The 26,398-nt window shown below is 65.3% G+C and carries 25 protein-coding genes; 18 read left to right on the top strand and 7 right to left on the bottom strand.

All coding sequences use genetic code 11. The annotated features are described in order from the left end of the window. Window positions 1-38: 38 nt before the first annotated feature. A complete protein-coding gene (locus tag QPK27_RS22625; protein ID WP_290420441.1) occupies window positions 39-545 on the bottom strand; it encodes a Spy/CpxP family protein refolding chaperone in 507 nt (168 codons plus the stop codon). Between the two features lie 194 nt (window positions 546-739). On the opposite strand from QPK27_RS22625, the gene QPK27_RS22620 reads away from it, so the two are divergent. From QPK27_RS22620 to QPK27_RS22580, 9 genes are all read left to right on the top strand, one after another. Further along, window positions 740-1,468: a response regulator gene (locus QPK27_RS22620; RefSeq protein ID WP_290420440.1), complete on the top strand. Its 729-nt coding sequence runs from the start codon at window positions 740-742 to the stop codon at window positions 1,466-1,468. Next, the gene (locus tag QPK27_RS22615) at window positions 1,465-2,826 is read left to right on the top strand and encodes an ATP-binding protein (protein ID WP_290420439.1); all 1,362 of its coding nucleotides are present in this window, start codon (window positions 1,465-1,467) and stop codon (window positions 2,824-2,826) included. The genes QPK27_RS22620 and QPK27_RS22615 overlap by 4 nt, the downstream gene beginning before the upstream one ends. 127 nt (window positions 2,827-2,953) lie before the next feature. Next, window positions 2,954-4,159, top strand: coding sequence for an efflux RND transporter periplasmic adaptor subunit (locus QPK27_RS22610; RefSeq protein WP_290420438.1), 1,206 nt, complete (start codon window positions 2,954-2,956; stop codon window positions 4,157-4,159). Next, window positions 4,156-7,287: an efflux RND transporter permease subunit gene (locus tag QPK27_RS22605; RefSeq protein ID WP_290420437.1), complete on the top strand. Its 3,132-nt coding sequence runs from the start codon at window positions 4,156-4,158 to the stop codon at window positions 7,285-7,287. Before QPK27_RS22610 ends, QPK27_RS22605 begins: the two co-directional genes overlap by 4 nt. 206 nt (window positions 7,288-7,493) lie before the next feature. Beyond that, window positions 7,494-8,429, top strand: a complete 936-nt coding sequence (locus QPK27_RS22600; protein ID WP_290420436.1) for a hypothetical protein — start codon at window positions 7,494-7,496, stop codon at window positions 8,427-8,429. A gap of 311 nt (window positions 8,430-8,740) precedes the next feature. Beyond that, window positions 8,741-10,006, top strand: a complete 1,266-nt coding sequence (locus QPK27_RS22595; RefSeq protein ID WP_290420435.1) for an HD-GYP domain-containing protein — start codon at window positions 8,741-8,743, stop codon at window positions 10,004-10,006. A gap of 82 nt (window positions 10,007-10,088) precedes the next feature. After that, the gene (locus QPK27_RS22590) at window positions 10,089-10,724 is read left to right on the top strand and encodes a DUF4272 domain-containing protein (RefSeq protein ID WP_290420434.1); all 636 of its coding nucleotides are present in this window, start codon (window positions 10,089-10,091) and stop codon (window positions 10,722-10,724) included. A gap of 114 nt (window positions 10,725-10,838) precedes the next feature. After that, window positions 10,839-11,906: a catalase family peroxidase gene (locus tag QPK27_RS22585; RefSeq protein ID WP_290420433.1), complete on the top strand. Its 1,068-nt coding sequence runs from the start codon at window positions 10,839-10,841 to the stop codon at window positions 11,904-11,906. Continuing rightward, entirely contained in the window at window positions 11,903-12,442 is a 540-nt protein-coding gene (locus tag QPK27_RS22580; RefSeq protein ID WP_290420432.1) for a cytochrome b, read from the top strand. The genes QPK27_RS22585 and QPK27_RS22580 overlap by 4 nt, the downstream gene beginning before the upstream one ends. A 145-nt stretch (window positions 12,443-12,587) precedes the next feature. Here QPK27_RS22580 and QPK27_RS22575 read toward each other — a convergent pair whose 3' ends face one another. Continuing rightward, complete coding sequence (locus QPK27_RS22575) at window positions 12,588-13,517, bottom strand: LysR family transcriptional regulator (RefSeq protein WP_290420431.1); 930 nt, start codon at window positions 13,515-13,517, stop codon at window positions 12,588-12,590. 109 nt (window positions 13,518-13,626) lie between these two features. Here QPK27_RS22575 and QPK27_RS22570 point away from each other — a divergent pair, with 109 nt between their 5' ends. The 3 genes from QPK27_RS22570 to QPK27_RS22560 all read left to right on the top strand — a co-directional run bounded on the left by QPK27_RS22570 (window position 13,627) and on the right by QPK27_RS22560 (window position 15,103). Then, the gene (locus QPK27_RS22570; protein ID WP_290420430.1) at window positions 13,627-14,601 is read left to right on the top strand and encodes an MBL fold metallo-hydrolase; all 975 of its coding nucleotides are present in this window, start codon (window positions 13,627-13,629) and stop codon (window positions 14,599-14,601) included. A gap of 77 nt (window positions 14,602-14,678) precedes the next feature. After that, window positions 14,679-14,870 (top strand): hypothetical protein, encoded by a 192-nt coding sequence (locus tag QPK27_RS22565; protein WP_290420429.1) that lies wholly within the window; start codon window positions 14,679-14,681, stop codon window positions 14,868-14,870. After that, a complete protein-coding gene (locus tag QPK27_RS22560) occupies window positions 14,870-15,103 on the top strand; it encodes a hypothetical protein (RefSeq protein WP_290420428.1) in 234 nt (77 codons plus the stop codon). The genes QPK27_RS22565 and QPK27_RS22560 overlap by 1 nt, the downstream gene beginning before the upstream one ends. Window positions 15,104-15,198: 95 nt before the next feature. Here the strand turns inward: QPK27_RS22560 and hemB are convergent, their stop codons facing one another. After that, on the bottom strand, window positions 15,199-16,212 hold the full coding sequence (gene hemB / locus QPK27_RS22555) for a porphobilinogen synthase (RefSeq protein WP_290420427.1): 1,014 nt from the start codon (window positions 16,210-16,212) through the stop codon (window positions 15,199-15,201). Window positions 16,213-16,232: 20 nt separating this feature from the next. Next, window positions 16,233-16,973, bottom strand: a complete 741-nt coding sequence (yihA, locus tag QPK27_RS22550; protein ID WP_290420426.1) for a ribosome biogenesis GTP-binding protein YihA/YsxC — start codon at window positions 16,971-16,973, stop codon at window positions 16,233-16,235. 153 nt (window positions 16,974-17,126) lie between these two features. Here yihA and QPK27_RS22545 point away from each other — a divergent pair, with 153 nt between their 5' ends. The 5 genes from QPK27_RS22545 (at window position 17,127) to QPK27_RS22525 (ending at window position 23,033) form a co-directional block, all read left to right on the top strand. Further along, window positions 17,127-17,816 (top strand): cytochrome c, encoded by a 690-nt coding sequence (locus QPK27_RS22545; RefSeq protein ID WP_290420425.1) that lies wholly within the window; start codon window positions 17,127-17,129, stop codon window positions 17,814-17,816. A 108-nt stretch (window positions 17,817-17,924) separates the two neighbouring features. Beyond that, window positions 17,925-20,024 (top strand): cytochrome c biogenesis protein ResB, encoded by a 2,100-nt coding sequence (locus QPK27_RS22540; protein WP_290420424.1) that lies wholly within the window; start codon window positions 17,925-17,927, stop codon window positions 20,022-20,024. Window positions 20,025-20,061: 37 nt separating this feature from the next. Beyond that, window positions 20,062-21,243 (top strand): c-type cytochrome biogenesis protein CcsB, encoded by a 1,182-nt coding sequence (gene ccsB, locus QPK27_RS22535; RefSeq protein WP_374047108.1) that lies wholly within the window; start codon window positions 20,062-20,064, stop codon window positions 21,241-21,243. 192 nt (window positions 21,244-21,435) lie between these two features. Next, window positions 21,436-22,410, top strand: coding sequence for a protein-methionine-sulfoxide reductase catalytic subunit MsrP (gene msrP / locus QPK27_RS22530; protein WP_290420423.1), 975 nt, complete (start codon window positions 21,436-21,438; stop codon window positions 22,408-22,410). Further along, window positions 22,410-23,033 (top strand): sulfite oxidase heme-binding subunit YedZ, encoded by a 624-nt coding sequence (locus QPK27_RS22525; RefSeq protein ID WP_290420422.1) that lies wholly within the window; start codon window positions 22,410-22,412, stop codon window positions 23,031-23,033. The genes msrP and QPK27_RS22525 overlap by 1 nt, the downstream gene beginning before the upstream one ends. Window positions 23,034-23,050: 17 nt before the next feature. Here QPK27_RS22525 and QPK27_RS22520 read toward each other — a convergent pair whose 3' ends face one another. The 3 genes from QPK27_RS22520 to QPK27_RS22510 all read right to left on the bottom strand — a co-directional run bounded on the left by QPK27_RS22520 (window position 23,051) and on the right by QPK27_RS22510 (window position 25,967). After that, complete coding sequence (locus tag QPK27_RS22520; protein WP_290420421.1) at window positions 23,051-24,379, bottom strand: hypothetical protein; 1,329 nt, start codon at window positions 24,377-24,379, stop codon at window positions 23,051-23,053. Between the two features lie 117 nt (window positions 24,380-24,496). Next, a complete protein-coding gene (lysA, locus tag QPK27_RS22515; RefSeq protein WP_290420420.1) occupies window positions 24,497-25,774 on the bottom strand; it encodes a diaminopimelate decarboxylase in 1,278 nt (425 codons plus the stop codon). Between the two features lie 4 nt (window positions 25,775-25,778). Continuing rightward, the gene (locus QPK27_RS22510) at window positions 25,779-25,967 is read right to left on the bottom strand and encodes a lipoprotein (RefSeq protein WP_290420419.1); all 189 of its coding nucleotides are present in this window, start codon (window positions 25,965-25,967) and stop codon (window positions 25,779-25,781) included. A 41-nt stretch (window positions 25,968-26,008) separates the two neighbouring features. Between QPK27_RS22510 and cyaY the strand changes: the two genes are divergently transcribed. Further along, entirely contained in the window at window positions 26,009-26,338 is a 330-nt protein-coding gene (cyaY, locus tag QPK27_RS22505) for an iron donor protein CyaY (protein ID WP_290420418.1), read from the top strand. The last annotated feature ends 60 nt before the right edge of the window (window positions 26,339-26,398 follow it).

The following is a 26,398-nucleotide window of genomic DNA, read 5'->3' as shown; positions in this document are numbered from 1 at the left end:
TTGAACGCGTCGGCGGGGGACCCGCCAACCCTACGGGATCAGGCAGCGCGCTGCTGCTGATGATGACGCCCACCACGACGATGCTTGCTCTGCTCGTCAAACGTCTTGCGCTGCTCCGGCGTCAGCACCGAATAGAAGTTGTTCAGTGCCGCCAGCCGTGCTTCCATGCGCGCGGTGCGTGCTTTTTGCATGGCGATGTGGCGTTCCATGCGCTGCGGCGCGCTCAGGTTGGCGAATGCCGCGCGGTCCGGACGGCCGGCACGCTGGCCCTCGCCGCGTTTCTGCGGCGTCATGCTGGCAACGAAGGCATCCCAGGCCGGCTGCTGCTGCGCGTTGAGCTTGAGGGCATCGCGCAGCTTGGCCTGGCGCTCGGCGCGCTTGGCCTGCCATTCTGCTTTCTTGGCGGCGCGCTGTTCCTGGGTCATGGCGTGGGCATGGCGGCCCTCGGTCGGGGCCGCAGCGGTCTGGGCTTGCGCACCGACGGCGGCGCCGAACAAACCGGCTGCGGTGAAGGCGATCACGAGGTGCTTGCGAAGGGTGTTCATGGCGGTTCCTTTGTGTGAGGTGGGTGTCGTGCAGTCGAAACTCGCTGTGCACAGGACCCATCTTCACCAAAAGTTGTAACCGCTGGATTTCCCCTGTCTCGTACTTTGTATCAATATGTTTCGCGCCTATCGGCTTATACACAGCGATACAAAATGCTATTACGGGCTTGTCATAAACTCGGATAATTGAGGTTATGGACAATCCCTCTACGATTCTGATCGTCGACGACGACCGCGACATCCGCACGCTGCTGGCGGACTACCTCGAGTCGAACGGCTACCGCACGCTGGCGGCCGCCGACGGCACCGGCATGTGGAAGGCGCTCGAAGAAGCGCGTCCCGACCTGATCGTGCTGGACCTGAACATGCCCGGCGACGACGGGCTGACGCTGTGCCGCAAGCTGCGCGCGACCTCGACCCTGCCGGTGATCATGCTGACCGCCCGCAACGAGCCGCTCGATCGCATCCTGGGCCTGGAGATGGGCGCCGACGACTACCTGCCGAAACCGTTCGAGCCGCGCGAGTTGCTGGCGCGCATCCGCAGCGTGCTGCGCCGCTCGCACGCGATGCCGTCCAACGCGCCGCTCGACAACGTGCAGCAGATGCGCTTCTCGAACTGGACCCTGGACCTGACCGCGCGCCACCTGGTCAATCCGGACGGCATCGTCATCATGCTGTCGGGCGCCGAGTTCCGCCTGCTGCGCGTGTTCCTGGAGCACCCGAACCGCGTGCTGAACCGCGACCAGCTGCTGAACCTGACGCAGGGCCGCGACGCCGACCCGTTCGACCGCTCGATCGACATCCAGATCAGCCGCCTGCGCCAGAAGCTGGGCGAAGACGCGCGCATGCCCCAGATCATCAAAACGGTGCGCAACGGCGGCTACGTGCTGGCCGGCCAGGTGACGGTGGAGCCGGCGGCGTGAAAGCCTTCCTCGGTTCCATGACCGGGCGAGTGTTCATCACGCTATTGCTGGGGGTATTGATTTCGGCCACGCTGACCCAGCTGGCGGCCGACTACCAGCGCCTGCGCGACTGGGAACGCCAGCGCGACCAGCACCTGCTCGAACGCGCCGAGCAACTCATCATGGCCACCGAGATCGTGCCGGCCTCGGCGCGCTCGATCTACCTCGACGTCGCCAACCGCCCCGGTCTGGAATTGCAGGTCAGCGACGGCTTGCCGCCGACCGGCGCCATCACGCCGTTCGCCAGATTGTTGTCGACCCGCCTGGGCAAGGGCTACCAGGTGGCCTCGGCCGCGACCCGGCCGGCGGCCTGCGACAGCGCCGTCAGCCAGCCGCTGATGTACGGCCTGCTCAACCTCGACTACGGCGGCGCCTGCGAATCGCTCAACGTCCACCTGCGCGACGGCGCCGAGCTGCGCCTGTCGGTGCTGCCGCCGCGCACTTCTCTGATCAGCGGCGACACCGATCTGCGCGCCCTGGTGCTGCTGTTCATGATCAGCATCGCGGTGCTGGCCTACCTGGTGGCGCGCATGACCACCCGCCCGTTCAAGCGGCTGGCGCAGGCCGCGCAGGACCTGGGCCAGGACATCAACCGCGCGCCGCTCGACCTGACCGGGGCCAGCGAGATCCGCCAGGCCAGCGCCGCCTTCAACGCGATGCAGGCGCGCATACGCCAGTACATCTTCCAGCGCACGCAGATGCTGGCCGCGATCACCCACGACCTGCAGACCCCGCTCACGCGGATGCGCCTGCGCCTGGAAAAAGTGTCCGACAAAGAATTGCAGGAACGCCTGATCGGCGACCTGTCGGCGATGCAGCAGATGGTGCGCGAAGGCCTGGTGCTGGCGCGCAGCATGGACACCACCGAAGCGATGCAGGCGCTCGACCTGGATTCGCTGCTGGAGGCGGTGTGCGCCGACGCCAGCGACGCCGGCCAGGAAGTCACGCTGACGGGACGCGCCTCGATGGCGCTGCTGGGCCGTCCGCTGGACTTGCGCCGCTGCCTGGGCAACGTGATCGACAACGCCGTCAAGTATGGACGCGAGGCGCGCGTCACGGTTGACCGCATCAACGGCGCGGCGCGGGTGCGCATCCGCGACAGCGGGCCGGGCATCCCGAAAAGCGAGCTGGGCCGGGTATTCGATCCGTTCTACCGGGTCGAGACCTCGCGCTCGCGCGAGTCGGGCGGCACCGGCCTGGGGCTCACCATCGCACGCAACATCGCCGAGCACCACGGCGGCAGCATCACGCTGGCGAATCATCCGGAAGGCGGCCTCGAAGTCACGCTGATGCTGCCCGAGTATTACCCGAATAAGTAACCAGAAATAAAGTGGGTCGGAATAACAAGCCAGTAATATTACTGTGAGACAATGCCGCGCGCATAGCGCTGCACGCATCACTTGAACATTGACAGGAAGCCGTCGGCACGGGCGGCGAGGGACGAGAATGAAAAAGAAGAATGTCGGCGTCATCGCCGTGGTGGCGGCGCTGGTCGTGGCCGGCGGCTGGTATTTTAACCAGGGCAACGACGCCCATGCCGAAGGCGGCACGGGCGGCCCGGGAGCAGCCGGTCCCGGCGGCGCGCGGCCTCCGGTAACGGTCAACGTGGTGGCGCCGCAGCGGCGCGACGTCGGCGTCGAACTGTTCGCCAACGGCACCGTGACCCCGCTGCGCACCGTCGACCTCCATCCCCAGACCACTTCCACCATCCGCAAGGTGCACATCCGCGAAGGCGACTTCGTCAAGGAAGGCCAGCTGATGTTCACGCTGGACGACCGCGCCGACCAGGCCAATGTCGCCCGTGCCGACGCCCAGGTGGCGCGCGACCGCGCCACCCTGGCCGACCTCGAGCGCCAATATAAACGCAGCCAGGAACTGGTGTCGCAGAACTTCCTGGCGCAAAGCGCGCTCGACTCGCTGCTGAGCCAGGTGGAAGCCCAGCGCGCCCTGGTGCAATCGAACCAGGCCGCGGCCAGAAGTGCGCAAGTGAGCGCCAGCTACACCGCGATCCGCGCCCCGATGTCGGGCCGGGTCGGCGCCATCGACGTCCATCCGGGCAGCCTGGTGCAGATGGCGACCTCGCTCACCAGCATCACCCAGCTCGATCCGATCAACGTCTCGTTCACGCTGCCGGAGTCGGCGCTCGGTTCGCTGCTGGCGGCGCAGAAGAGCGGCCAGGTCGAAGTACGCGTGAACGTTGGCAACGGCAATGGCGGCGGCGAAGAGGGCGCGGCCGCGCTCGGCAAGCTGAGCTTCATCGACAACGCCGTCGACGCCCAGGCCGGCACCATCCGCGTGAAGGGCGAGTTCGCCAACGGCGACACCCGCCTGTGGCCGGGGCAGTACGTGACCGCCCACGTCACCGTGCAGACGCTGAAGGACGCGGTCGTCATCCCGCAGGGCGCGATCGTGACCCAGAACAACGGCATCTTCGTGTACGTGGTCGGCGAAGGCAACGCGGCGCGCCAGGTGCCGGTCAAGCGCGTGCACGCCTACGGCGACCAGGCCGTGGTCACTGGCCTGAACGGCAATGAACAGGTGATCACCGAAGGCAAGCAGAACCTGCGTCCGGGCGGCAAGGTGCGCCTCGCCGGCGCCGCCGCCGGCAGCAAGCCTGCCGCTCCCGTCGCCAAGAAGGGCGAGCAGGCATGAATCTGTCCGAACTGTGTATCCGCCGTCCGGTGATGGTGGTGCTGCTGTCGATCAGCCTGGTGCTGGTCGGCATCCTGGCCTACATGAACATCCCGGTCGCGGCGCTGCCCAGCTATAACACGCCGGTGATCCAGGTGAACGCCAACCTGGCCGGCGCCAGCCCGGAAACGATGGCTTCGTCGGTGGCGCTGCCGTTAGAGAAGCAGTTCTCGACCATCGCCGGCATCAAGCTGATCACCTCCACCAGCACCCAGGGCAACACCTCGGTCACGCTCGAATTCGACACGACGATCGACGTCGACAAGGTGGCGGTCGACGTCCAGGCGGCATTGCTCGGCGCCCAGCGCCAGCTGCCACTGGAAATGACGGATCTGCCGTCCTACCGCAAGGTCAATCCGGCCGACGCCCCGATCCTGTTCATGCACATGACCTCGCCGTCGATGGACCTGTCGGAGCTGAACGACTATGCCGAGAACCTGGTCTCGCCGGCCATTTCCACCGTGCCGGGCGTGTCGCAAGTCTCGATCAACGGCGGCAAGCGCTTTGCCGTGCGCGTACGCGCCAAGTCCGACCTGATGAACGCGCGTAACATCTCGATGGACGAGCTGGCCGCCGCGCTGCGCTCGGCCAACTCGAACACGCCGCTCGGCCTGCTCGACGGCCCGACCCAGGCGCTGACGATCCAGGGCGGCGGCCAGCTGATGAAGGCAGCCGACTTCGCCAACCTGATCGTCGCCAGCCGCGACGGCCTGCCGGTGCGCCTGAAGGACATCGCCGACGTGCAGGACAGCTACCAGTCGGTGAAGGCGATGGGCAGCCTGAATGGCGAGCGCTCGATCTCGCTGATGGTGCAACGCCAGCCCAACGCCAACACGGTGCAGGTGGTCGACGCCGTGCGCGCCCTGATCCCGCGCTTCCAGGAGCAATTGCCCGCATCGATCAGGATCGACCTGGTCAACGACCGCTCGCTGTCGATCCGCGAAGCGATCCACGACGTCAACCTGACCCTGCTCGGCACCGTGATCCTGGTGATCCTGGTGATCTTCCTGTTCCTGCACCGCGCGGCTGCTACCTTCATTCCGGCGGTGACGGTGCCGATCTCGCTGCTGGGTGCGCTGTCGCTGCTGTACTGGCTGGGCTATAGCCTCGATAACATTTCGCTGCTCGGCATTACGCTGGCGGTCGGCCTGGTGGTCGACGACGCCATCGTGGTGCTGGAAAACATCGTGCGCCACATGGAGATGGGCAAGAAGCCGCTGGCGGCGTCCTTGATCGGCGCGCGCGAGATGGGCTTCACCATCATCTCGATCTCGATCTCGCTGGTGGCGGTGTTCATCCCGATCTTCTTCATGCCGGGCGTGATCGGTTTGCTGTTCCGCGAATTCGCCGTGATCGTCGGCCTGGCGGTGCTGGTGTCGGCGGCGGTGTCGCTGACCCTGGTGCCGATGCTGTGCTCGCGTCTGCTCAAGGACGGCGGCCACGTCGACCCGAAAGACATGTCGTGGATCGGCCGCCGCTTCGAAGCCATGTTCGTCAATGTGCGCGACGGCTATGCGCGCTCGCTGGACCGGGCGCTGCGCGTCAAGCCGCTGGTGCTGCTGCTGGCTTTCGGCACCTTCGCCCTGACCGCCGTGCTGTACATGAGCATGCCAAAGGGCTTCTTCCCCGAGGAAGACATCGGCCAGATCCGGGTGACGGTGGAAGCGTCGGAAGACACCTCGTCAGTGGCGCTGGCCGAGCTGCAGGGCAAGGTGGTCGACATCGTGCGCGCCAACCCGTACGTGCAGGACACGACCTCGTTCAGCGGCGGCGGCAATACCGGCCGCATGTTCCTGGTGCTCAAACCCCGCGGCGAGCGTCCGCCGATGGACCTGGTGGTCGACGACCTGCGCAAGGCCACGCGCTCCGTTGCCGGTGTCCAGGTCTTCCTGGCGCCGGTGCAGAACCTGCAATTGGGCGGCCGCCAGAGCAAGTCGCGCTACCAGTACACGCTGCAGAGCGTGTCGGGCGGCGAGATCGGCGGCTGGGCCGAACAATTCCTGGAGCGCATGCGCGCCGACGACCGCTTCCGCGACGTCAACAGCGACTCGCAGAACAAGGCGCTGCAAGCCACCGTCGACATCGACCGCGACAAGGCGGCGCTGCTGGGCGTGCAGATGGCGGACATCCGCACCGTAATGTACGCCTCGTTCGGCGAGCGCCAGGTCTCGACGATCTATTCGACCGCGGCCAGCTACTACGTGATCCTGGAAGCGGCCGCGAGCGACCGTTACTACGACGAAGCGCTGTCGCGCGTTTCGGTGCGTAGTAAAACCGGCGAGCTGGTGAAGCTGTCGAGCATCGCCACGGTGCGCCGCACGGTCGGTCCGCTGCAGGTGAACCACCAGGGGCAATTGCAGGCGATCACGCTGTCGTTCAACCTGGCGCCGGGCGTGCCGCTGGGCGACGCCACCGACGCCATCGAACAGATGGGCCGCGAGATGAAGCTGCCGGCCTCGGTCATCACGAATTACGGCGGCGACGCCGCGGTGTTCCAGGACACCCAGTCGAGCCAGCTGATCCTGATCATCACCGCGATCGGCGTCATCTACGTGCTGCTGGGCGTGCTGTACGAGAGCTATATCCACCCGCTGACGATCCTGGCCGGCCTGCCGTCGGCGGCGGTGGGGGCCCTGATCACGCTATGGCTGTTCGACATGGACCTGACCCTGATCGCCATGATCGGCATCCTGATGCTGATCGGTATCGTCAAGAAGAACGCGATCATGATGATCGACTTCGCGCTCGACGCCCAGCGCAACCTGGGCATGAGCCCGGAGGCGGCGATCCGCGAGGCGGCGATCCTGCGCTTCCGCCCGATCCTGATGACCACGCTGGCCGCGCTGATGGGCGCGCTGCCGATCGCGCTCGGCATCGGCGCCGGCGCCGAGCTGCGCCAGCCGCTGGGCCTGGCGGTGTGCGGCGGCCTGATCTTCTCGCAGGTGATCACGCTGTACATCACCCCGGTGATCTACCTGTACCTGGACAAGTACAGCGGCACCGGCCCGATGACCGACGCGCAGATGGTCAAGCTCGATGATGCGGCCCCGGCCGCGCATCATCCGGCGCACCCGGTGCATCCGGCGTAAAGGTCAGGGTCGCCATCGAGCCGGCCGCCATGGGACGCACGCGCATCCTATGGCGGCCGGAAACATTTGGTAACATCGATTAACGTGGAATTACCCCCGCCGAGCACCTGCCGGTACCGCTGGCGTGATGCGTCCGCGCCGCAAACCGGTTAGACTTCGGCTCTCTACCGTTTTTTACGATGCCGCTTCCAGGAACCCGATCTACCTTGCGCGACCATTCCCATACCTTCGACGAGGACAGCGAGGTTTGCTCCCATTGCGGGCAGCCGTTGGCGCGCCCGGCCCCGTCGTATGGGCGCAAGGGTCCGAACCGGTTCGGCCTGGCCGGCACCATCGGCGTGCACTTGCTGCTGGTGGCGCTGTACTTCTTCCAGCCCGAGCAGGACCAGGAAAAACGCGCCAAGCCGGCCGCCGACCGCGAGAGCCAGGTAGTGTTCGTCGCGCCGCTGCAGGAAGCCGCGCCGGCCCCGCGCGAGCAGGCGCCCAAGCCGCGCCCGACCCCGGCCCCGACCACCACGCCGACGCCGAAGACCACGCCACGCCCGCAGCCGGAGCGCGTGATCGTCCAGCGCCTGCCGGACACGATCACGATTCCCGACGAACAGCCGGCCGAACAGCCGCCGCCTTCACCCGCGCCGCAACCGAAGACCGAGGTCCCGCCCGAGACCGACATGGCCGCCTACATCGAGGCGCGCCGCAAGCAGCGCGGCGCTCCGACCGGCAGCGAGACCCCGAGCCAGGAAAGCGAAGCCGCGCGCGGCACCCGCAACGCGCTGGCCAACATCGCCGCCATCAACGGCCGCGGTCGCGACGACAGCAACGAGAGCGGCGGCATCTTCTCGGTATCGAACAAGACCTTCCACAGCATGGATCTCAAGTTCCGCGGTTGGAACCCGAGCTTCAAGCGGCGCTGGCTGACCGCGGTGACGGTCGAGCAGGGCAGCGAGCCGGACGTCGAGACGGCCGTGATCAAGAAGATGATCGAACTGATCCGCCGCGAAAAGACCGGCGACTTCGAGTGGGATTCACACCGCCTCGGCCGCGTGGTCAAGCTCAGTGCCCGCCCGCAGGATACGGACCAGCTGATGGCCTTCCTCTACAAAGAGATGTTCCCGGACTACAAGGCGCCCCCGGGCCGCTGACCATTCCCCTACCACTGGTGTCAGTGCCGAAAAGTGGACACGAGCTGAGCCATTAGTCGTCGCTTTCCTCTAGCTGCACTGACTAATGTTCAGTCCGTGTCCACTTTTCGGCACTGACCCTGCCCGCTGAACCTGCCCGGCGCGGCCGTTCGGCCCGCCTATGTCCCGCTTTTCTGTCGATGTAAATATGTTATTTACTATTGCTGTACGGCATCTTTTTGGTAAATGTTATATGATTGCTTGGGGGCTAATTGTCGAAAGGCAAATAGCAAGTTTTCATTGATCGTTCGCGGTCTTTTCACAGGCACTTCATGACCGATCATCGACCCGGCGCCGTCGTCAACGAGCACTACCTCGACAAGGTGCTGGCGCTTTCTGAAGAAGTCGGCGTCACCGCGACCGAAGACATCTACGATACCCACGGCAACAAGCTGCTGGCCAAGGGCGCCCAGGTCTCGCGCAGGCTGCAGGAACGGCTGATCGTGCACCGCCTGCGCAAGCCGATCGAATCCTGCATCGCCGTCGACGGCGCCGTCGACGCCAGCTCGCTGGCCGCGTGCGCCACGCGCGCCGTCGAAGAGTCGGCTGCGCTCGGTGCAATCCTGGCGCTGTCGGGCCTGACCGGCGGCGCGCTGCGGCGCGAACTCGACGCGCTCGCATTCTCGCCGCCGCTGGCGATGATGCTGACCATGATCGACCGCGGCGATCCCAATGGACTGCGCCACGTGGCCGAGGTGGCGACGCTGGCGCTGGCCTTCGCCGCCCACGCCGGCCTGGCGCCGGACGTGCGCCGTACCAGCGCCATGGCCGGCGTGCTGCACGATATCGGCGAGCTGTACATCAATCCGGAATTGCTGCGCGCCACCCACGTGCTGGCGCCGGAGGAATGGGCGCACGTCATCGTGCACCCGCAGATCGGCCGCCTGCTGATCCAGGACCTGGGCGATTGCTCACCGGCGGTCGCGATCGCCGTGGCCGAGCACCACGAACGCCTGAACGGCACCGGTTATCCGCGCGCGATGGTGGTCGGACAAAGCAGCACCGCCGGCCAGCTGGTCGCCGGCGCCGAATTGATCGCTGGGCTATTGCACGAGCCGAACCCCTTGCAGCGCGCCGACATGGCCTTGAAAGTGATCAGCGGCGAACACCCGCGCACCATCTCGGCACTGATGTCGCAGGCCAGCCGCAAGCTCGGCGGCAACGATGTCGGGCTGGACGTGGCGGGCATCGGCGACGACGAGATCATCCAGCTGTCCGAGCGGATGAACCGGGCAACCGAACTGGCGGCGCAGATCGTACGCAGCGGCGCGGTCGCGCCCAAGCATCTCGACCTGCTGCTGCGCACGCGCGAGCGCCTGGCGCTGGTGCAGCGCGCCTTCATGGCCACCGGCCTGGACATGCGCATCGCGGTGACCGAAGGCGCACCACCCAGCGCCGCCGAAATTTTCGAGAGCGAACTGGCGCTGCGCGAAATCAGCTGGCGCGTGCGCGACATCGGACGCGACCTGGCGCTGCAGTTGGGGCCGGCGCGGACGTCGATCAAGGATGTCGAGGGGTTGCTGGGCTTGATGTGTTGATCGCCTCTTGATCCGGCCTTGACGCCGGGCATCCTGGGCTCCGGCATTCGCTGCATCCTCATGGAAAACGCATGAGGTATCCATGACCAGCGACCAGGAGTATTTCAGTCTTGTCCGGAAAAACTCGCAACGGCGCGTGACGGCGCTGGGCTACCGCATCAATCCTGCACTCCCTCTGCTCGAGACCGGGAGAGTCACGAGATCAGCACGCGACATCGCCTGCCGCATGCTCGTACTCCACGCCTGTTGCGCCGTCAGCTATGGTTTTTCGCATGAACGTGCGACCGCATGGATCCGGCACCATGGACTGATGCCGAATGTCAGTGCGGAAGAAATGGCACTGCTCGGAGGAGACGACGCCTGTCACGCTCAGTTCCGCCTGCGGCCGGAATCAGTGTGGTTGCTGGGATGGGTGCTGGGAAAGGCGGAGAATTTCAAACTGTATTCGCCCATGCCACAGGACGCCGTGCGCCTGTTTCCAGACCTGCGGGTGGATCAGTCGCCCGAGCCCTGGCTGGATTCCGTCTTGGTTCGTGACACCCGTGCTCTCATGGCCGCGCTCGATTTTTATTATTGTCTGCATTGGGCATGGCGCGATGGGGCAATCAGCGCAAAATTGGCAAGAAAATTTCCAGGATATGTCATCAGCGAGCGTCGCCGTGCGCTGGAATGGTGTCTCGGATCGGAGCCGTGGGATACGATTTCACTCGACACGTAACGAGGGCGAGCTGGCGCTGAACCCGGGGCCGGGACGACGTTAATCTGTTAGTCATGCGACAATCCGGCCCGCACTGGTTCATGCACCAGTCCAATCCTGACGAAAGCTTTCACGATGTCGACTCCCACGCCGCGCCGCGGCCCCATGCTGTTATTGCTGCCGATCGCACTCATCGTGCTGGCGCTGGCCCTGCTGTTCGCCTGGACCGGCGGCTGGATCGGCGACAAGGGCGTGACGCCGCAGACGATGGTCAATACCGCCGAGGCGTCCGGTTCGCCCCAGCCGGGCTTTCGCCGCGCGCACGCCAAAGGCATCTGCATCGCCGGCACGTTCACGCCCACGCCCGTTGCCGCGCAACTGTCCACGGCGCGCGTGTTCGCGCAGCCGTCGACGCCGGTGCTGGGCCGTTTCTCCAACCCCGGCAACGACCCGCACGCGCCCGACAGCAAGGCTGCCGTGCGCGGCATGGCGCTGCAACTGAAAACCGACGACGGCCAGGAGTGGCGCATGGCAATGAACAGTTTCCCGTTCTTCGCGTCCTCCACGCCGGAGGGCTTCCAGGCCATGAATGCGGCGCGCTTGCCGGATCCGGCGACGGGCAAGCCCGACCCCGAGAAAATGAAGGCGGTGCTGGCGCGCTATCCCGAAATCGCCAACTTCATGGCGTGGTCGAAGAGCGCACCGACACCGAACAGCCTGGCCAACACCCGTTTCAATGGCGTCAATGCCTTCCTCCTGACCGATGCCAGGGGCGAGACGCGCGCCGTGCGCTGGTCGATGCGGCCGCACACGCCATTCGTGGCCACCGATCCGGCCCGGCTGCAGGCCGCCGAGCGCGACTTCCTGGCCGCCGATCTCGGGCGCCGTCTGGCCGCTGGACCGCTGCGCTGGGACATGGTGATGCAGTTCGCGGCGCCCGGCGACCCGATCGAAGACCCCTCCAAAGCCTGGCCCGATACGCGTCCTGAAACCGTGGTCGGCACCCTGACGCTGGTAAGCGCCGAAGCACAGGCGGACGGCGCCTGCCGCGACTTGAATTTCGATCCCCTGATCCTGCCACAAGGGATCGCGGGAACCGACGACCCGGTACTGCACGCGCGCTCGTCGGTGTATTCGGTATCGTTCAACCGGCGCGAACGCGAGGTCAGCCAGGGTGCGCAACAACAGGGGAGCGCACGATGAACCGTCCACGCCATTTCAATCTGCTGGCGCGCGTGCTGCACTGGTCGATGGCCGCCGCGATCCTGGCCATGCTGTTCGTCGGCGCCGCCATGGTGGTCTCGCTGCGTTATCGCGAGGCGCTGCTCGACCTGCACCGTCCGCTCGGCGTGGCGATCCTGCTGCTGGCCATCGTGCGCCTGGTGAACCGCCTGCGCCATGCGCCGCCGCCGTTGCCCGAGGACTTGCCGCGCCTGCAGGTGTGGGCCGCCAAGGCGTCGCACTGGGCGCTGTACGGGCTGATGCTGGCGCTGCCGCTGATCGGCTGGGCGATGCTGTCGGCCGGTGCTTATCCGGTGGTGCTGTTCGGCGGCGTCAACCTGCCGCCGCTACTGCCGCACAGTCCGGTAATGTACGGCATCCTGCGTCCGCTGCACGGCGTCCTGGCGTATGTGCTGTTCCTGACCATCCTGCTGCATCTGGCGGCGGCGCTGTACCACGCATGGGTGCGCCGCGACGGCGTGTTCGGGCAGATGGCCCGGGGCGAGCGCGGCGGATAAGCGGCTCGTCCGGTGCGTGAAGCAAAGCGGTATCGTTGACCAAAGAGAGAGTGCATGTTCAGCCAATGCACATGGCATCATCCGCCACTTCAGCGAATTCCTGGTGCGGCCGGCGCTGGACAAGGATTTGCACGATCTGTCCTGATCACGGCCGCGGCGCCACGGCGTCTGGACCGGCCCCCAGCATCGACGGCATGTGCGCGACCAGTTCGTCGATGACCAGGCGCACCCGCATCGGCAGATGGCGCCCGAGCGGCCACACCGCGTACACATCGAAACCCGGCCCGCGCAGTGCCGGCAACACCTCGACCAGCAGACCGGATGCCAACCGGCTCGCGATCAGCCATGAAGGCAGCCAGGCCAGGCCCGCGCCGTCAACGGCGGCAGCGGCGATCGATTCCAGGTCGTCGAAGCGCAGCCGCCCCTTGGGGTTGATGTTCCGTGTTTGGCCTGCTTCATTGAACAGCCAGGGGACCACGCGGTCGCCCTTGCCATAGGCAAGCATGTCATGCGCCGCCAGATCGTCGAGCGTGGACGGCGCTGCGCGTGTCCGAAGATAGGCGGGCGATGCGCACAGGGCCATCGTTTGCGACCCCAGCCGCCGCGCCCTGAGGTCGGTTTCATTGGCCAGTGCCCCGGTACGAACGACCAGATCGAATCCGTCGTCCAGCAAATCGACCGGACGGTCCGTGAACACGGCATCGATTTCGAGGCGCGCATGGGTCTTGGCGAGCCGTACCAGCAGCGGCGTGACGCAGTGCCGCCCCAACAGGACAGGAACGCTGATGCGCAGGCGTCCCACCGGTTCGCGCCGGCCGCTATCGAAGAGCTGTTCGGCCGCCTTGATATCGGCCAGCGCCCCGGCGCAGCGTTCGTAGAACAGGACACCTTCATCCGTCAATTTCAGGCTGCGCGTGGTGCGATGAAACAGCTGCACGCCAAGACGTTGTTCGAGCCGCGCCACGGCCTTGCCGACCGCGGAGCGCGACAGCCCCATCTGTTCCGCAGCCAGCGCAAAGCTCGCCGCCTGCGCCGCCTGCACGAATGCCGCAATTCCATTCAGTTGATCGCTCATATCACCTGTCGATGTCGACTATAACTATCCAGTAAGGAGAGAATCATTCTTCAATGGATACTTATTTTCTCTTATAGCATGACGATCCGATCCATGCAGAGAGAACATCATGAAAAAGACAGTAGCGCGCCATGCGCTCGCCTGTACGCTGGCCGGCATCCTGATCACGGGCGCGGCTGGCGCGTTTGAACGCACCGACGCGTCTGCGGTGCCGACGGCGCAAGCGCCGGGATATTTCCGCATGCCGCTCGGCCGCTTGACCGTCACGGCACTCTACGATGGCGCCGTCGATATCGATCCTGGCCTGCTTGCCGGCGCCAGCCGGCAGACGATCCGGTCCTCATTGGCGCAGGCATTCCTGCCAACCGCCGCGCCGGTACAGACCGCGGTCAATGCCTTCCTGGTCGATACCGGGGATAACAGGATCCTGGTCGATACGGGGACCGCCAAACTGTTCGGGCCGCGGCTTGGTTTCATTCTCGACAACCTGCGCGCAGCGGGATACCGGGCCACGGACATCGACACCATCCTGTTGACGCACCTGCACCCGGATCATGCCGGCGGTTTGCTGGCCCCGGACGGCAGCATGGCTTTTCCGAATGCGCGCGTATTCGTGCCGAAGACCGATGCCGACTACTGGCTGAGCGAGGCGGCCGAACGGCATGCCCGGCCCGACCAGCGCGCCCTGTTCAAGATGTCGCGCGATGCCGTTGCGCCGTATCGTGCGGCCGGCAGGCTCACGCTGTTCGAGGCGGGCCAGCCGCTGCCCGGTGGCGTCAGCGCCATCACCGCACCCGGGCATACCCCGGGGCATACGGCCTACCTGTTCCCGTCGGGCGAGGGCGACCTGCTGGTGTGGGGCGACATCATCCACAATGCCGCGGTTCAGTTTCCTCACCCTAAAGTATCGATCGAGTTCGATTCCGACCGGCAGCAGGCCGTGGCGACCCGGCACCAGTTGCTGTCTTATGCGGGCAAGCGCGGCGTCTGGGTCGCCAGTGCGCACATCCCGTTTCCGGGCATCGGGCGCGTCGGCGTCGACAAGCCGTCCGTTTATCGTTGGGTGCCGGCCGAGTACCGCTGATCGCGCAGCCGTGGCAGGCGGACGGGCTCCGGTGGCGCTGATGTCGTATGATGGCCGTGTTACTTTCAATGAGGCCCATGATGCAGGATCTGTCGAAATATTCACTTTCTCAATTGCGCAAACTGGAAGCCCAGGTTGGCGAAGAGTTAAAGAAGCGGCACTTTCTGGGGATTAGCCAGGCGCGTGAGCAGATCCTGCACATCGCCAGAAACGCGGGGCTTTCCATCGACGACGTTCTTTCCACCAAAGCAGCGAAAGGGAAGAAGTGATGACAGAGCGCGAAAACACAACCGCCGAACTGATCTTCGAACTGGGCAAGGTGACGCGCCGCGCCTTCGATCGCACCAACGGCAAGGTCGACCCGGCCGGCCTGTCGAAAATCGCCAACACCTTGCTGGAAGCAGGGGACCGGAAAGTGGCGAACGAGATGCTGATGGTGTTCGTCGCCGGCTTCGAGGAGGGCGATCCTCCCGAACGGCGTCTCCATCCGGAAGACCGCTGATCGACGATGATGGGCGACCCATTCATTGGGGAATCGCCCGGACATAAAAAAACCGTGCAACAGCACGGTTTTTTTATTGCAAACAGCGGCAGCGGTCAGTAGCCGGCCTTCAGCTTGCGCGCGATATCCATCGCGAAATAGGTCAGCACGCCATCGGCGCCGGCGCGCTTGAAGGCCATCATCGATTCCATCATGACCTTGTCGTGATCGAGCCAGCCGTTGATCGCGGCGGCCTTCAGCATCGCGTATTCGCCGCTGACCTGGTAGGCGAAGGTCGGCACCTTGAACTCGTCCTTTACGCGGCGCACCACGTCCAGGTAGGGCATGCCCGGCTTGACCATCACCATGTCGGCGCCTTCGGCCAGATCCAGCGCCACTTCGCGCAGCGCTTCGTCGCTGTTGGCCGGGTCCATCTGGTAGGTGTTCTTGTCGGCCTTGCCCAGGTTGGCGCTCGATCCCACCGCGTCGCGGAATGGGCCGTAGAACGCCGATGCATACTTGGCCGAGTAGGCCATGATGCGGGTATGGATCAGGCCTTTCGATTCGAAGGCCGAACGGATCGCACCGATGCGCCCGTCCATCATGTCCGACGGCGCAACGACATCCACGCCGGCTTCGGCATGGGTCAGCGCCTGCTTGACCAGCATCTCGATCGTTTTTTCGTTGACGATGTAGCCGTTCTCGTCCGGCAGGCCGTCCTGGCCGTGGGTGGTGTAGGGGTCGAGCGCGATGTCGCTGATCACGCCCAGTTCCGGGAAGTTCTTTTTCAGGGCGCGGATCACGCGCGGCACCAGGCCGTCCGGGTTGGTCGCTTCGATGCCGTCGTAGGTTTTCACCGACTGGTCGACCAGCGGGAACAGGGCCAGCGCGGGAATGCCCAGCTTGACGCATTCTTCGGCCGTGTGCAGCAGCAGGTCGAGCGACTGGCGCTCGACGCCCGGCATCGAGGCCACTTGCTGGCGCTGGTTGTCGCCTTCCAGCACGAATACCGGATAGATCAGGTCGGCTGCGGTGATGGTGTTTTCGCGCATCATGGCGCGCGAGAACGGGTCGCGGCGCATGCGGCGCAGGCGGGCCGCCGGGTAGGCGGCTGGGGTAATGATGGTCATCTTGTGGAGGTCCTTATGAATCAGGCGGAACTTGCGTCGTCCGCCGGCGGCGTGTCTCCTGGTGTGTCTTCGTGTGCGGGGGCCACATCTTCGTCACTTTGCGTGAGGCCCGCCAATTCGAGAATCTTTGCATCCGCTTCGTCGATGCCGATGCGCTTCAATGCCGAGAACAGCTGCACCGTGAACGGGAAGCCATTGCCTTCCTCGTCGATGTAGCTGTCGAGCACGGCGCGTGCTTCGCGCAGGGCGTTGGTCGATTCGTTGCGGTTGAGCTTGTCGGCCTTGGTCAGGATGCAGTGGATCGGCTTGCCGGTCGGGGCGAACCATTCCAGCATCTGCACGTCGAGGTCGGTGAACGGGCGGCGCGAATCCATGATCAGGATGAGCGCGGCCAATTGATCGCGGCGCTGGACGTAGTCGCCCAGCAGTTTCTGCCAGTGCAGCTTGGCCGAGCCCGACACTTCGGCATAGCCGTAGCCGGGCAGGTCGACCAGCAGCGCTTCGATCTCGTCGACGCGCACCGCGTCCTTGCGGTGCTGGCCCACGTGGGCGCCGCCGATCGAGAAGTAATTGATGTGCTGGGTACGGCCAGGGGTCTTGGACGCGAACGCCAAACCCTTCTGGTTGGTAAGGATATTGATCGCCGTGGATTTGCCCGCGTTCGAGCGCCCGGCGAAGGCGATTTCCGGCACCGTGGTGCTGGGCAAATCGCGCAACTGATTAACGGTCGTGAAGAACCGGGCCTGCCAAAGTCTGGACATGGGGAAAAGGTTTAAATGACAAGGGAATGGCGATGGAGAAACAAAGCTATTGTACAATAAGGGGTTGATTGCTGCTCCGGCCCGGCCGGGGCCCAGTCAAAGGACCGCTGCACTGGACATTCCAATCGTGTTTGACTTTTTCAGGGTGCTAGTATGAATCGCTTGGCGTTGAGATCCTTGTTGGTTGTGACGGCAGTAGTCTTCGGCAGCGGTTTGACGGCCCCCAGTCCGGCACTGGCGGCGGCAGCGGTTCCGCCGGCGCCAGTAGCCGGCGCCGTGAAAGTCGATCCCGCCCGCGGCGGCACCCTGTACGACAGCGGCGACGCCGCGCGCGGCCTGCCATCCTGCCTGTCGTGCCACGGCGCCGCCGGCAACTCGTCGATCGTCGCCAATCCCAAGCTGGCCGGCCAGTTCGCCAGCTACACCCACAAGCAGCTGGTCGACTTCACCACGCCCAACCGCCAGCAGCCGATCATGACCACCTATGCCAAGCTGCTGACCGATGCCGAGAAAAAGGACATCGCGGCCTGGCTCGCCACGCAAAAGCACAAGCCGGGTGCGGCCAAGAATAAAGAGACAGTGGAACTGGGCCGCAAGATTTATCGCGGCGGTATCGCCGACAAGGGCGTGGCGGCGTGCGCCAGCTGCCACGGCGCCACCGCCAACGGCATTCCAGCACAATATCCGCGCTTGGCCGGCCAGCACCAGGATTACACGGTGGCCCAGCTGGACGCCTTCAAGCTCGGCACGCGCAAGAACAGCCCGCAGATGACGACCCTGGCGCAACGCATGTCGCCGGAGGAAATGAAGGCGGTCGCCGACTACATTGCCGGCCTGCGTTGACGGTTTGCCAACCACACACACGTAAAAATCAGGGCGCCAGCGTCGAGCTGACGCCCTTTTTTTCGCGGGCGCAGGTACACTTCCGCCCTGGACCAGATTGTATACAAAATGAGTACCACCGGAATTGAACTGAATACCCGCCGCCGCTGGCTCGATGAAACCGTCGAGCTGGTCTCGTCGATGCGCTTCGCGATCAGCCTCCTGACCCTGATCGCGATCGCCTCGGTCATCGGCACCGTGCTGCAGCAGAACCAGCCGATGACCAACTACGTCAACCAGTTCGGGCCGTTCTGGTTCGAAGTGTTCGGCAAGCTCGGCCTGTACAACGTGTACGCCAGCCCCTGGTTCCTGGTGACGCTGGTGGTGCTGATCGTCTCGACCGGCCTGTGCGTGGTGCGCAACGCGCCGCGCATGTTGCGCGACATGCGCAGCTGGCGCGACAACGTGCGCGAAGATTCGCTGCGCAATTTCCACCACAAGCTGGCATGGCAGGCGCCATTGGACCGCGCGGCGCTGGCCGAGCAGAGCGCGCTGCGCCTGCGCCACGCCGGCTACGCCACCCGCATCATCGACAAGGACAGCGGCATCCTGGTCACCGCGAAAAAGGGCGCCGGCAACAAGTTCGGCTACATCTTCGCGCACTCGGCCATCATCGTGATCCTGCTGGGCGGCATGCTCGATTCGGAATTGCCGATCCGCGTGCAGCAGTGGATCTTTGGCAAGACCCCATTTTCCGGTGACGGCATGATCGCCGAGATTCCGGCCCAGCACCGCCTGGGAGTCGGCAACCCCACCTTCCGCGGCAATACCGCGATCGCCGAAGGGCAGAGCAGCCGCACCGCGATCCTGAACCAGCCGTCCGGCGTGCTGATCCAGGAATTGCCGTTCGCGATCGAGCTCAAGAAATTCCATATCGATTTCTATTCGACCGGCATGCCCAAGCTGTTCGCCAGCGACGTGGTGGTGCGCGACCTGGAAAACGGCCACACCTTCCCGGCCACGATCAAGGTCAACCAGCCGCTGATCTACAAGGGCATCGCCGTCTACCAGTCGAGCTTTGACGACGGCGGCAGCAAATTGAAACTCACCGGCTTCCCGATGAGCGGCGCCGCCAGCGATGCGTTCCCGATGGCCGGCCAGGTCAATGGCGCCACCGAACTCAAGATTGCCGGCCAGACCTATTCGGTCGAGTGGTCGGGCTTCCGCCCGTTCAACGTCGAGAACACGGCCCAGGGCAACGACACCCGCGCCGTGACCAAGGGCACGTCGTTCAACCAGCAGTTCGCCGCCACGCTGGGCAAGGCCTCGGGCGCGGCCGCCAGGCTGGACGCCAACAAGGATCTGAAAAACGTCGGCCCCAGCGTGCAGTACAAGCTGCGCGACCACACCGGCCAGGCGCGCGAATTCATGAACTACATGCAGCCGGTGACGCTCGAGGGCAGCCAGGTGTATTTGGCCGGCGTGCGCGCCAACCCGTCCGAGAACTTCAGCTTCCTGCGCATTCCGGTCGACGACAAGTATGGCGTGGGCGACTGGATGCGCCTGCGCGCCGCACTGGCCGATCCCGATGCGCGCGCGCAGGCGGCGGCGCGTTATGCGCGGCGCGCCCTGTCGCCCGAGCAGCAATCGGGCCCGCTCGCGATGCAGCTGCAGGAGTCGGCGGCGCGCACGCTGGCGATCTTCAGTGGCGAAGGCGCAGACAATGGCAGAGGCGGATTCGTCGGCGTGGCGCAGTTCCTGGAAAAGATTCCGGCCGGAGAACAGGAAAAGGCGGCCGGCATCTTCATGAAGATGCTCAACGGCGCGCTGTGGGAACTGTGGCAGGTGGCGCGCGCGAAGCACGGCGACGCCGCGGCCGAGGCCAACGAAGCCAACGGCCGCTTCCTGCAACTGGCGACCAATGCGCTGTCGGACAGCTTCCTGTACGGTGCGCCGGTCTATCTGCAGCTGGACGAATTCGACGAAGTGAAGGCCTCGGTGCTGCAACTGACCCGCTCGCCAGGCAAGAACGTGGTCTATTTCGGCTGCCTGCTGCTGGTGGCCGGCGTGTTCGCGATGTTCTACATCCGCGAACGGCGCGTGTGGATCTGGGTGAAGGACGGCGCAGCAGGAGCCGACGCGCTGATGGCGATGAGCACCCAGCGCAAGACGCTCGACTTCGAGCGCGAATACGACGATCTGAAGACAAAGCTGCCACAGGCGGCGTAAGCTATTGATGGCCGGTATCACGGCCAGGAGGAAAACCATGGAACTGTCGCACACCAAAGCCGGCGGCGAATCACGTCCCGACATGCGCACTTATACCGAAGCACCAGGCTACTTCCGGCGCCTGGGCCCGCTCGACTGGGCCTATGCCCTGGTCCTGTGCGCGGCGGCGCTGTTCGCGCTGAACCGCTACGGCCACTTCATGGACGTGTATGAAGAAGTGATCCTGGTGTGCACCGCGCCGGTGTTCGCGGCGCTGGGCTGGCACTGGAAACCGATGCGTCCGCTGCTGGTCGCGGTCGGCGTGCTGGCGCTGGGCGCGATAGCGATGTACGACGGCAACCTGGCTGCGGCCGAGCAGAAATTCTTCCTCAAGTACATGCTGTCGAGCCAGTCCGCGATCCTGTGGATGAGCGCGCTGTTCGTGTTCTCGACCGTGTTTTACTGGATCGGCCTGGCCAGCCGCGGCAAGTTCGGCGGCGGCGTCGGCGCGCGCCTGTGCTGGGCCGCCGTGCTGCTGGGCGCGGTCGGCATGATGGTGCGCTGGTACGAGAGCTACCTGATCGGGCCGGACGTCGGCCACATCCCGGTGTCGAACCTGTATGAAGTGTTCATCCTGTTCTCGATCATCACCGCGCTGTTCCACCTGTACTACGAAGAGCGCTACGCCACCCGCCAGCTGGGCCCGTTCGTGATGCTGATCATCTCGGCCGCGGTCGCCTTTTTGCTGTGGTACACGGTGTCGCGCGACGCCGCCCAGATCCAGCCGCTGGTGCCTGCGCTGCAGAGCTGGTGGATGAAGATCCACGTGCCGGCCAACTTCATCGGCTACGGCACCTTTGCCCTGGCGGCGATGGTGGCCAGTGCCTATCTGCTCAAGTCGCATGGCATCCTGGCCGACCGCCTGCCGTCGTTCGAGGTGCTGGACGACATCATGTACAAGTCGATCTCGGTCGGCTTTGCCTTCTTCACGGTGGCCACCATCCTCGGCGCGCTGTGGGCGGCCGAGGCCTGGGGCGGCTACTGGTCGTGGGATCCGAAAGAGGTGTGGGCGCTGATCGTCTGGCTCAACTACGCGGCCTGGCTGCACATGCGCCTGATGAGCGGCCTGCGCGGGCGCGCGGCGGCGTGGTGGGCGCTGGTGGGCTTGCTGGTGACCACCTTCGCCTTCCTCGGCGTGAACATGTTCCTGTCGGGGCTGCACTCGTACGGCGAACTGTAGGGTCGGCGGCTATGCCGCCGACGCGGTGATCGTTAGCGGCTCCGTTATCGCGCCGAATGATCTGGAGGCCAACTATCACCGCGTCGGCGGCGCAGCCGCCAACCCTACGTTAGCGGGTCAATGTTGGCCGCCTAACGCTCGCTTAAGGAGAACTGTTGTAAGGTAAAGGTTCTCTTAGTTCGCGGGGCCGCCATGCTCATCAAACGCAATCCGAACGGGATCGACCTCCCGTTTTCGTCCGAGATCACGCCGCAAAGCGTGTACCAGGGACGGCGCCAATTCATCGCCCGCATGGCGGCCACGGCCGCCGTCGGCAGCGGCATCTGGGAAATGGCCAACCGTGAAGCCCTGGCCCAGGACGGCCCGAAACTGGCGGCCCGCCGCAACGCGGCCCTGTCCACCGACGAGAAACTGACCTCGTTCAAGGACGCCAGCAACTACAACAATTACTACGAGTTCGGGCTCGACAAGGGCGACCCGGCCGAGAACGCGCACACGCTGCGCACCCGGCCCTGGACCCTGCGCATCGAAGGCGAGGTCAAGAAGCCGATGACGATCGACATCGACACGCTCTTGAAACTCGCGCCGCTTGAGGAACGCATCTACCGCCTGCGCTGCGTCGAAGGCTGGTCGATGGTGATCCCATGGCTCGGCTATTCGCTGTCGCATTTGATCCGGCAGGTCGAGCCGACCGGCAATGCCAAGTTCGTCGAATTCACCAGCCTGGCCGACAGCAAGCAGATGCCGGGCTTGCGTAGCGGCGTGCTCGACTGGCCGTACGTGGAAGGCTTGCGGCTGGACGAAGCCATGCATCCGCTGACCCTGCTCACGCTGGGCATGTATGGCCAGGTGCTGCCGAACCAGAACGGCGCGCCGGTGCGCCTGATCGTGCCCTGGAAATACGGTTTCAAGTCGGCCAAGTCGATCGTGCGCATTCGTTTGGTGTCGCGCCAGCCGCGCACCGCCTGGAACGATTCGGCGCCGCGCGAATACGGTTTTTATTCGAACGTGAACCCGAACGTCGACCACCCGCGCTGGTCGCAGGCGAGCGAGCGCCGCATCGGCGAGACCGGCCTGTTCCAGCCCAAGCGCAAGACCCTGATGTTCAACGGCTATGACCAGGTGGCCTCGCTGTACACCGGCATGGACTTGAAGCGCTTCTACTGATGGCGGGCCAGCTTTCCAACCGAAAGGTCGGGTGGGTCAAGGCCGCCATCTTCGTGCTCGGCTTGCTGCCGTTTGCGCGCCTGGTATGGGGCACGGCCAGCGGGTCGTTCACCGATCCGCTGGCCGCGATCACCCAGGGCAGCGGCGAATGGGCGCTGTACTTCCTGTGCATCACGCTGGCGGTGACGCCGCTGCGGCGCTTGACGGGCTGGAACTGGGTGGTGCGCCTGCGCCGCATGCTGGGGCTATTTACCTTCTTCTATGCGCTGGTGCACTTCATCGCCTTCCTGTGGTTCGACCATTTCTTCGATGTGGCGGCGATGCTGGCCGATGTCGTCAAGCGGCCGTTCATCCTGGTCGGCTTCATTGCCTTCGTGTTGTTGATCCCGCTGGCGGCAACGTCGACCAACGCCATGATCAAGCGCCTCGGCGGCAAGCGCTGGCAGTGGCTGCACCGCCTGATCTACCTGATCGCGCCGCTGGCGATCCTGCATTTCTGGTGGATGAAGGCGGGCAAGAACGACTTCGCGCAGCCGATCCTGTTCGGCGTGATCGTCGCCGTGCTGCTCGGCCTGCGCGTGGTGTGGAGCCGGACCAAGGCGCGCGCCGCCGTACGTGCCTGATGCTGCGCCTGATCCACTCACACTTGCGCGTCCGCCGCGATCGCCTGCCGCACCAGGCTCGCCAGCGCCCATTCCGTGAAGCGGTTGCGCACGTCGCCATGGCCGCCGATGCCGCTGGCGCCGTCGAGCGCGCGCACCCGCACGCCAGGTAGCGCCGGCGGGTAGACGCCCGGCTGGTCGAGCATGGCCGTGACTTCCAGCTCGCCCGGCGCCATGTCTTGCGGGCCAACGCCGCCCAGCGCCGCGAACGGCGCCGAGGAACTGCTCGGCTCGAACTCGCCGATGTCCGGCCCGCGCCGCAGCGCCAGCGGATAAAAGCTGTTCAGGGCCGCGTCGTTGCGGCTGAAGGTGGTGCACACCGGCAGCGCCACGCGCTCGAGCGCGGCGCGATAGCCGCCCGGCTTGCCGTTGTGCTCGGCGATGCGTTCGGCGAAGCAGCGCGCGCTGACCGCCGGCTGCAGCAGCAGCACCGACGCCACCTGGCGCCCGGGCGGCAGCTTGGCCAGCGCCGACAGCATGACCTTGGCGCCGTAGGAGTGGCCGGCAAGATGGATCCGGATCGAACTGTCGTGCAGCGCTTCGCGCAGCAGCGGCGCGATGCCGGCGGCGCCGACCGTGCCGGCGCGGTCCTTCATCAGAAAGACGGTGGCCTTGCGCAGGATCTCGCGCGGGTCGAGGAAGCCGAGCGCGCCGGATGGCGCCAGCGCGTCCGCTCCCGGCTCCGCCCCCGGTCGGACACTGCTCCAGTGCAGCAGCAGCGATCCGGCGTCGGCGGGTGGTGCGGTGTTTTCGAGGTCGCCGCTGGCGTGCGCGTCGAGCAGGGGCGTCAACAGGCGCGCCAGGGCGACGCTGTCGGCGCCGTCCAGCGGCCCCGTTTGCGCGGCCAGCGCGCTCAGGCGGGCGGCGTCGTCCGGCGTCATTTCCGAGGCCAGCGCGGCGGCCTCGAGGGCCGTGGTGGGTGTGGCGGCGGCGAAGCCGGGGCCGATCGACGCCAGCCGGGGCGGCTCTTCGCCCGGCGCCAGCAGCGCGGTGCTGGGCCAGATCAGGCCGACCAGAAGCGGCCGGTACTCATTGCTGTCAAGCCCGGCAGCGCGGCGCAGGCCAGCGTATTCGGTGAAGAATTCGGTGTAGTGGCGCACGGCTTCATCGAACACATTGTTCCAGCCGTGGGAGTAGATGTGGAGGTCGGTGTAGCGCCCGCTGTTGGCATCGGCCAGCACCGCCGCCCGGGTGCGCGGCGAGGTGCAGCGGCCCTGCTTGTCGAACGCCAGCAGATACAAGGGAATAGCCGGTTGACCGTCGCCGCCGATCATCAGGGACGGGCCCGCTGCATCGTCTTCAGCCATAGCGCCTCCGGAAGCTGGTTGCTCAAATCCTGAGCAGCCAGTCTACGCCGGAGGAGGGTGGCGCCGTTCTGGTGTGGTTAGCGGTTTGAGGTCGCTCAAACCGCTAACATTAAACGCTTACTTCAGCACCGTTTCCAGTGCGAACAGCTCGGCCGGCGTCTCGCGCCGGCGCACCAGATGCGCCTCTTCGCCGTCGACGATGATCTCGGCGGCGCGGCCACGCGTGTTGTAGTTCGACGCCATCGTCATGCCATACGCGCCGGCGGTCATGATCGCCAGCAGGTCGCCCGGCTGCGCCGTCAGCGCGCGCTCGCGCGCCAGCCAGTCGCCCGATTCGCACACCGGGCCGACCACGTCGTAGGTCACGGCCTCGCCCGCGCGCGCGGTGACTTGCTGCACGTCCATCCAGGCTTCATACAGCGCGGGACGCATCAGGTCGTTCATGGCGGCGTCGACGATGCAGAAGTTCTTTTCCACACCCGGCTTCAGGTACTCGATTTTGGTCAGCAGCACGCCGGTATCGGCGACGATCGAGCGGCCCGGTTCGAAGATGACCTTGATCGGACGGCCTTCGTGTTTCTCCGCGCGCCAGGCGTCGACGCGGGCAAACACGCGCGTCAGGTAGTCGCCCACCGGCACCGCCGGCTTGTCGCCGGCCACGCCGTAGTCGACGCCGATGCCGCCGCCCATGTCGAGATGGTGGATGTGGATGCCTTCGCCGTGCAGGGTGTCGATCAGCTCGATCAGTTTATCGAGCGCTTCCAGCAGCGGCGCGTCGTCCAGCAGCTGCGAGCCGATGTGGCAGTCGATGCCGACCACGTCCAGGTTGGGCAGGGCGGCGGCGCTGCGGTAGGTGTCCAGCGCATCGTCGAAGGCCACGCCGAACTTGTTGGCTTTCAGGCCGGTGGCGATGTAGGGGTGGGTCTTGGCGTCCACGTTCGGATTCACGCGCAGCGACACCGGCGCGCGCATGCCGAGCTTGCCGGCCACCTCGTTCAGGCGATGCAGTTCGGGGATCGACTCCACGTTGAAGCAGAGGATGCCTTTTTCCAGCGCCAGCTGCATCTCTTCGACGGTCTTGCCGACGCCCGAGAAGATGGTCTTGCCCGGATCGCCGCCGGCGGCGATCACGCGCAGCAGTTCGCCGCCCGAGACGATGTCGAAGCCCGCGCCCTGGCGCGCCAGCAAGTCGAGCACGGCCAGGTTGGAGTTGGCCTTCATCGCATAGCAGACCAGCGCATCGCGCCCTTGGCAGGCGTCATGGTAGGCATTGAAATTTTCCAGCAATGCCGCTTTCGAATACACATAGGTCGGGGTGCCGAATCGCTCGGCGATGGCGGACAGGGAGACGCCTTCGGCGTGCAGGACGCCGTCCTGGATAGTAAATTGCGACATTGAATTAACGGTGCGGGGCTGGAGTGGAAGCGTTGTTCGAAGGCACCGGTTGCGGCGGCTGTTCGGTCTGGGCCGGCGTCGGCGCGGGCCGCGACGGCGGGTTCGGCATGTACAGCGGACCGGTCTGGCCGCAGCCGGCGAGAATGCCGGCCAACAAAGCCGAGCCGGAAAGAAGCGCGAGGGTGGACTTCACGATTAGAATCACGGTTTGATTAGCAGATTTTGGAGTGTAGCATGACCGAAACCGAATTTTTGGACCTTGCCGACAGTACCCTGAACCGGATCGAGGAAGCCTTCGACCGCCTGAACGACGAAGACGTGGTCGACGTCGAATGCAAGCGCAGCGGCAACGTGCTGGAGATCGAATTCATCGACAACGGTTCCAAGATCATCGTCAACAGCCAGGCTCCGCTGCAAGAGATGTGGGTGGCGGCGCGCTCGGGCGGCTACCACTACAAGCGGGTCGATGGCGAGTGGCGCAATACGCGCGACGACAGCGAGTTCTTTGCGTCGTTGTCGAAGTATGCGAGCGAGCAGGGCGGGGCGAACGTATCGCTGGTGTGATCGGTAGGGTTGGCGGGTTTGTATGGCACAGGGACATAGGTAACAGTTGTCTAGGGACAT

It is taken from the genome of Massilia sp. YIM B02443, from assembly GCF_030411955.1.
In the GTDB taxonomy this organism is placed as follows: Bacteria; Pseudomonadota; Gammaproteobacteria; order Burkholderiales; family Burkholderiaceae_D; genus Telluria.
Note: the sequence above shows the minus strand (reverse complement) of the source record. Positions and strands in the feature narration are given on the sequence as shown.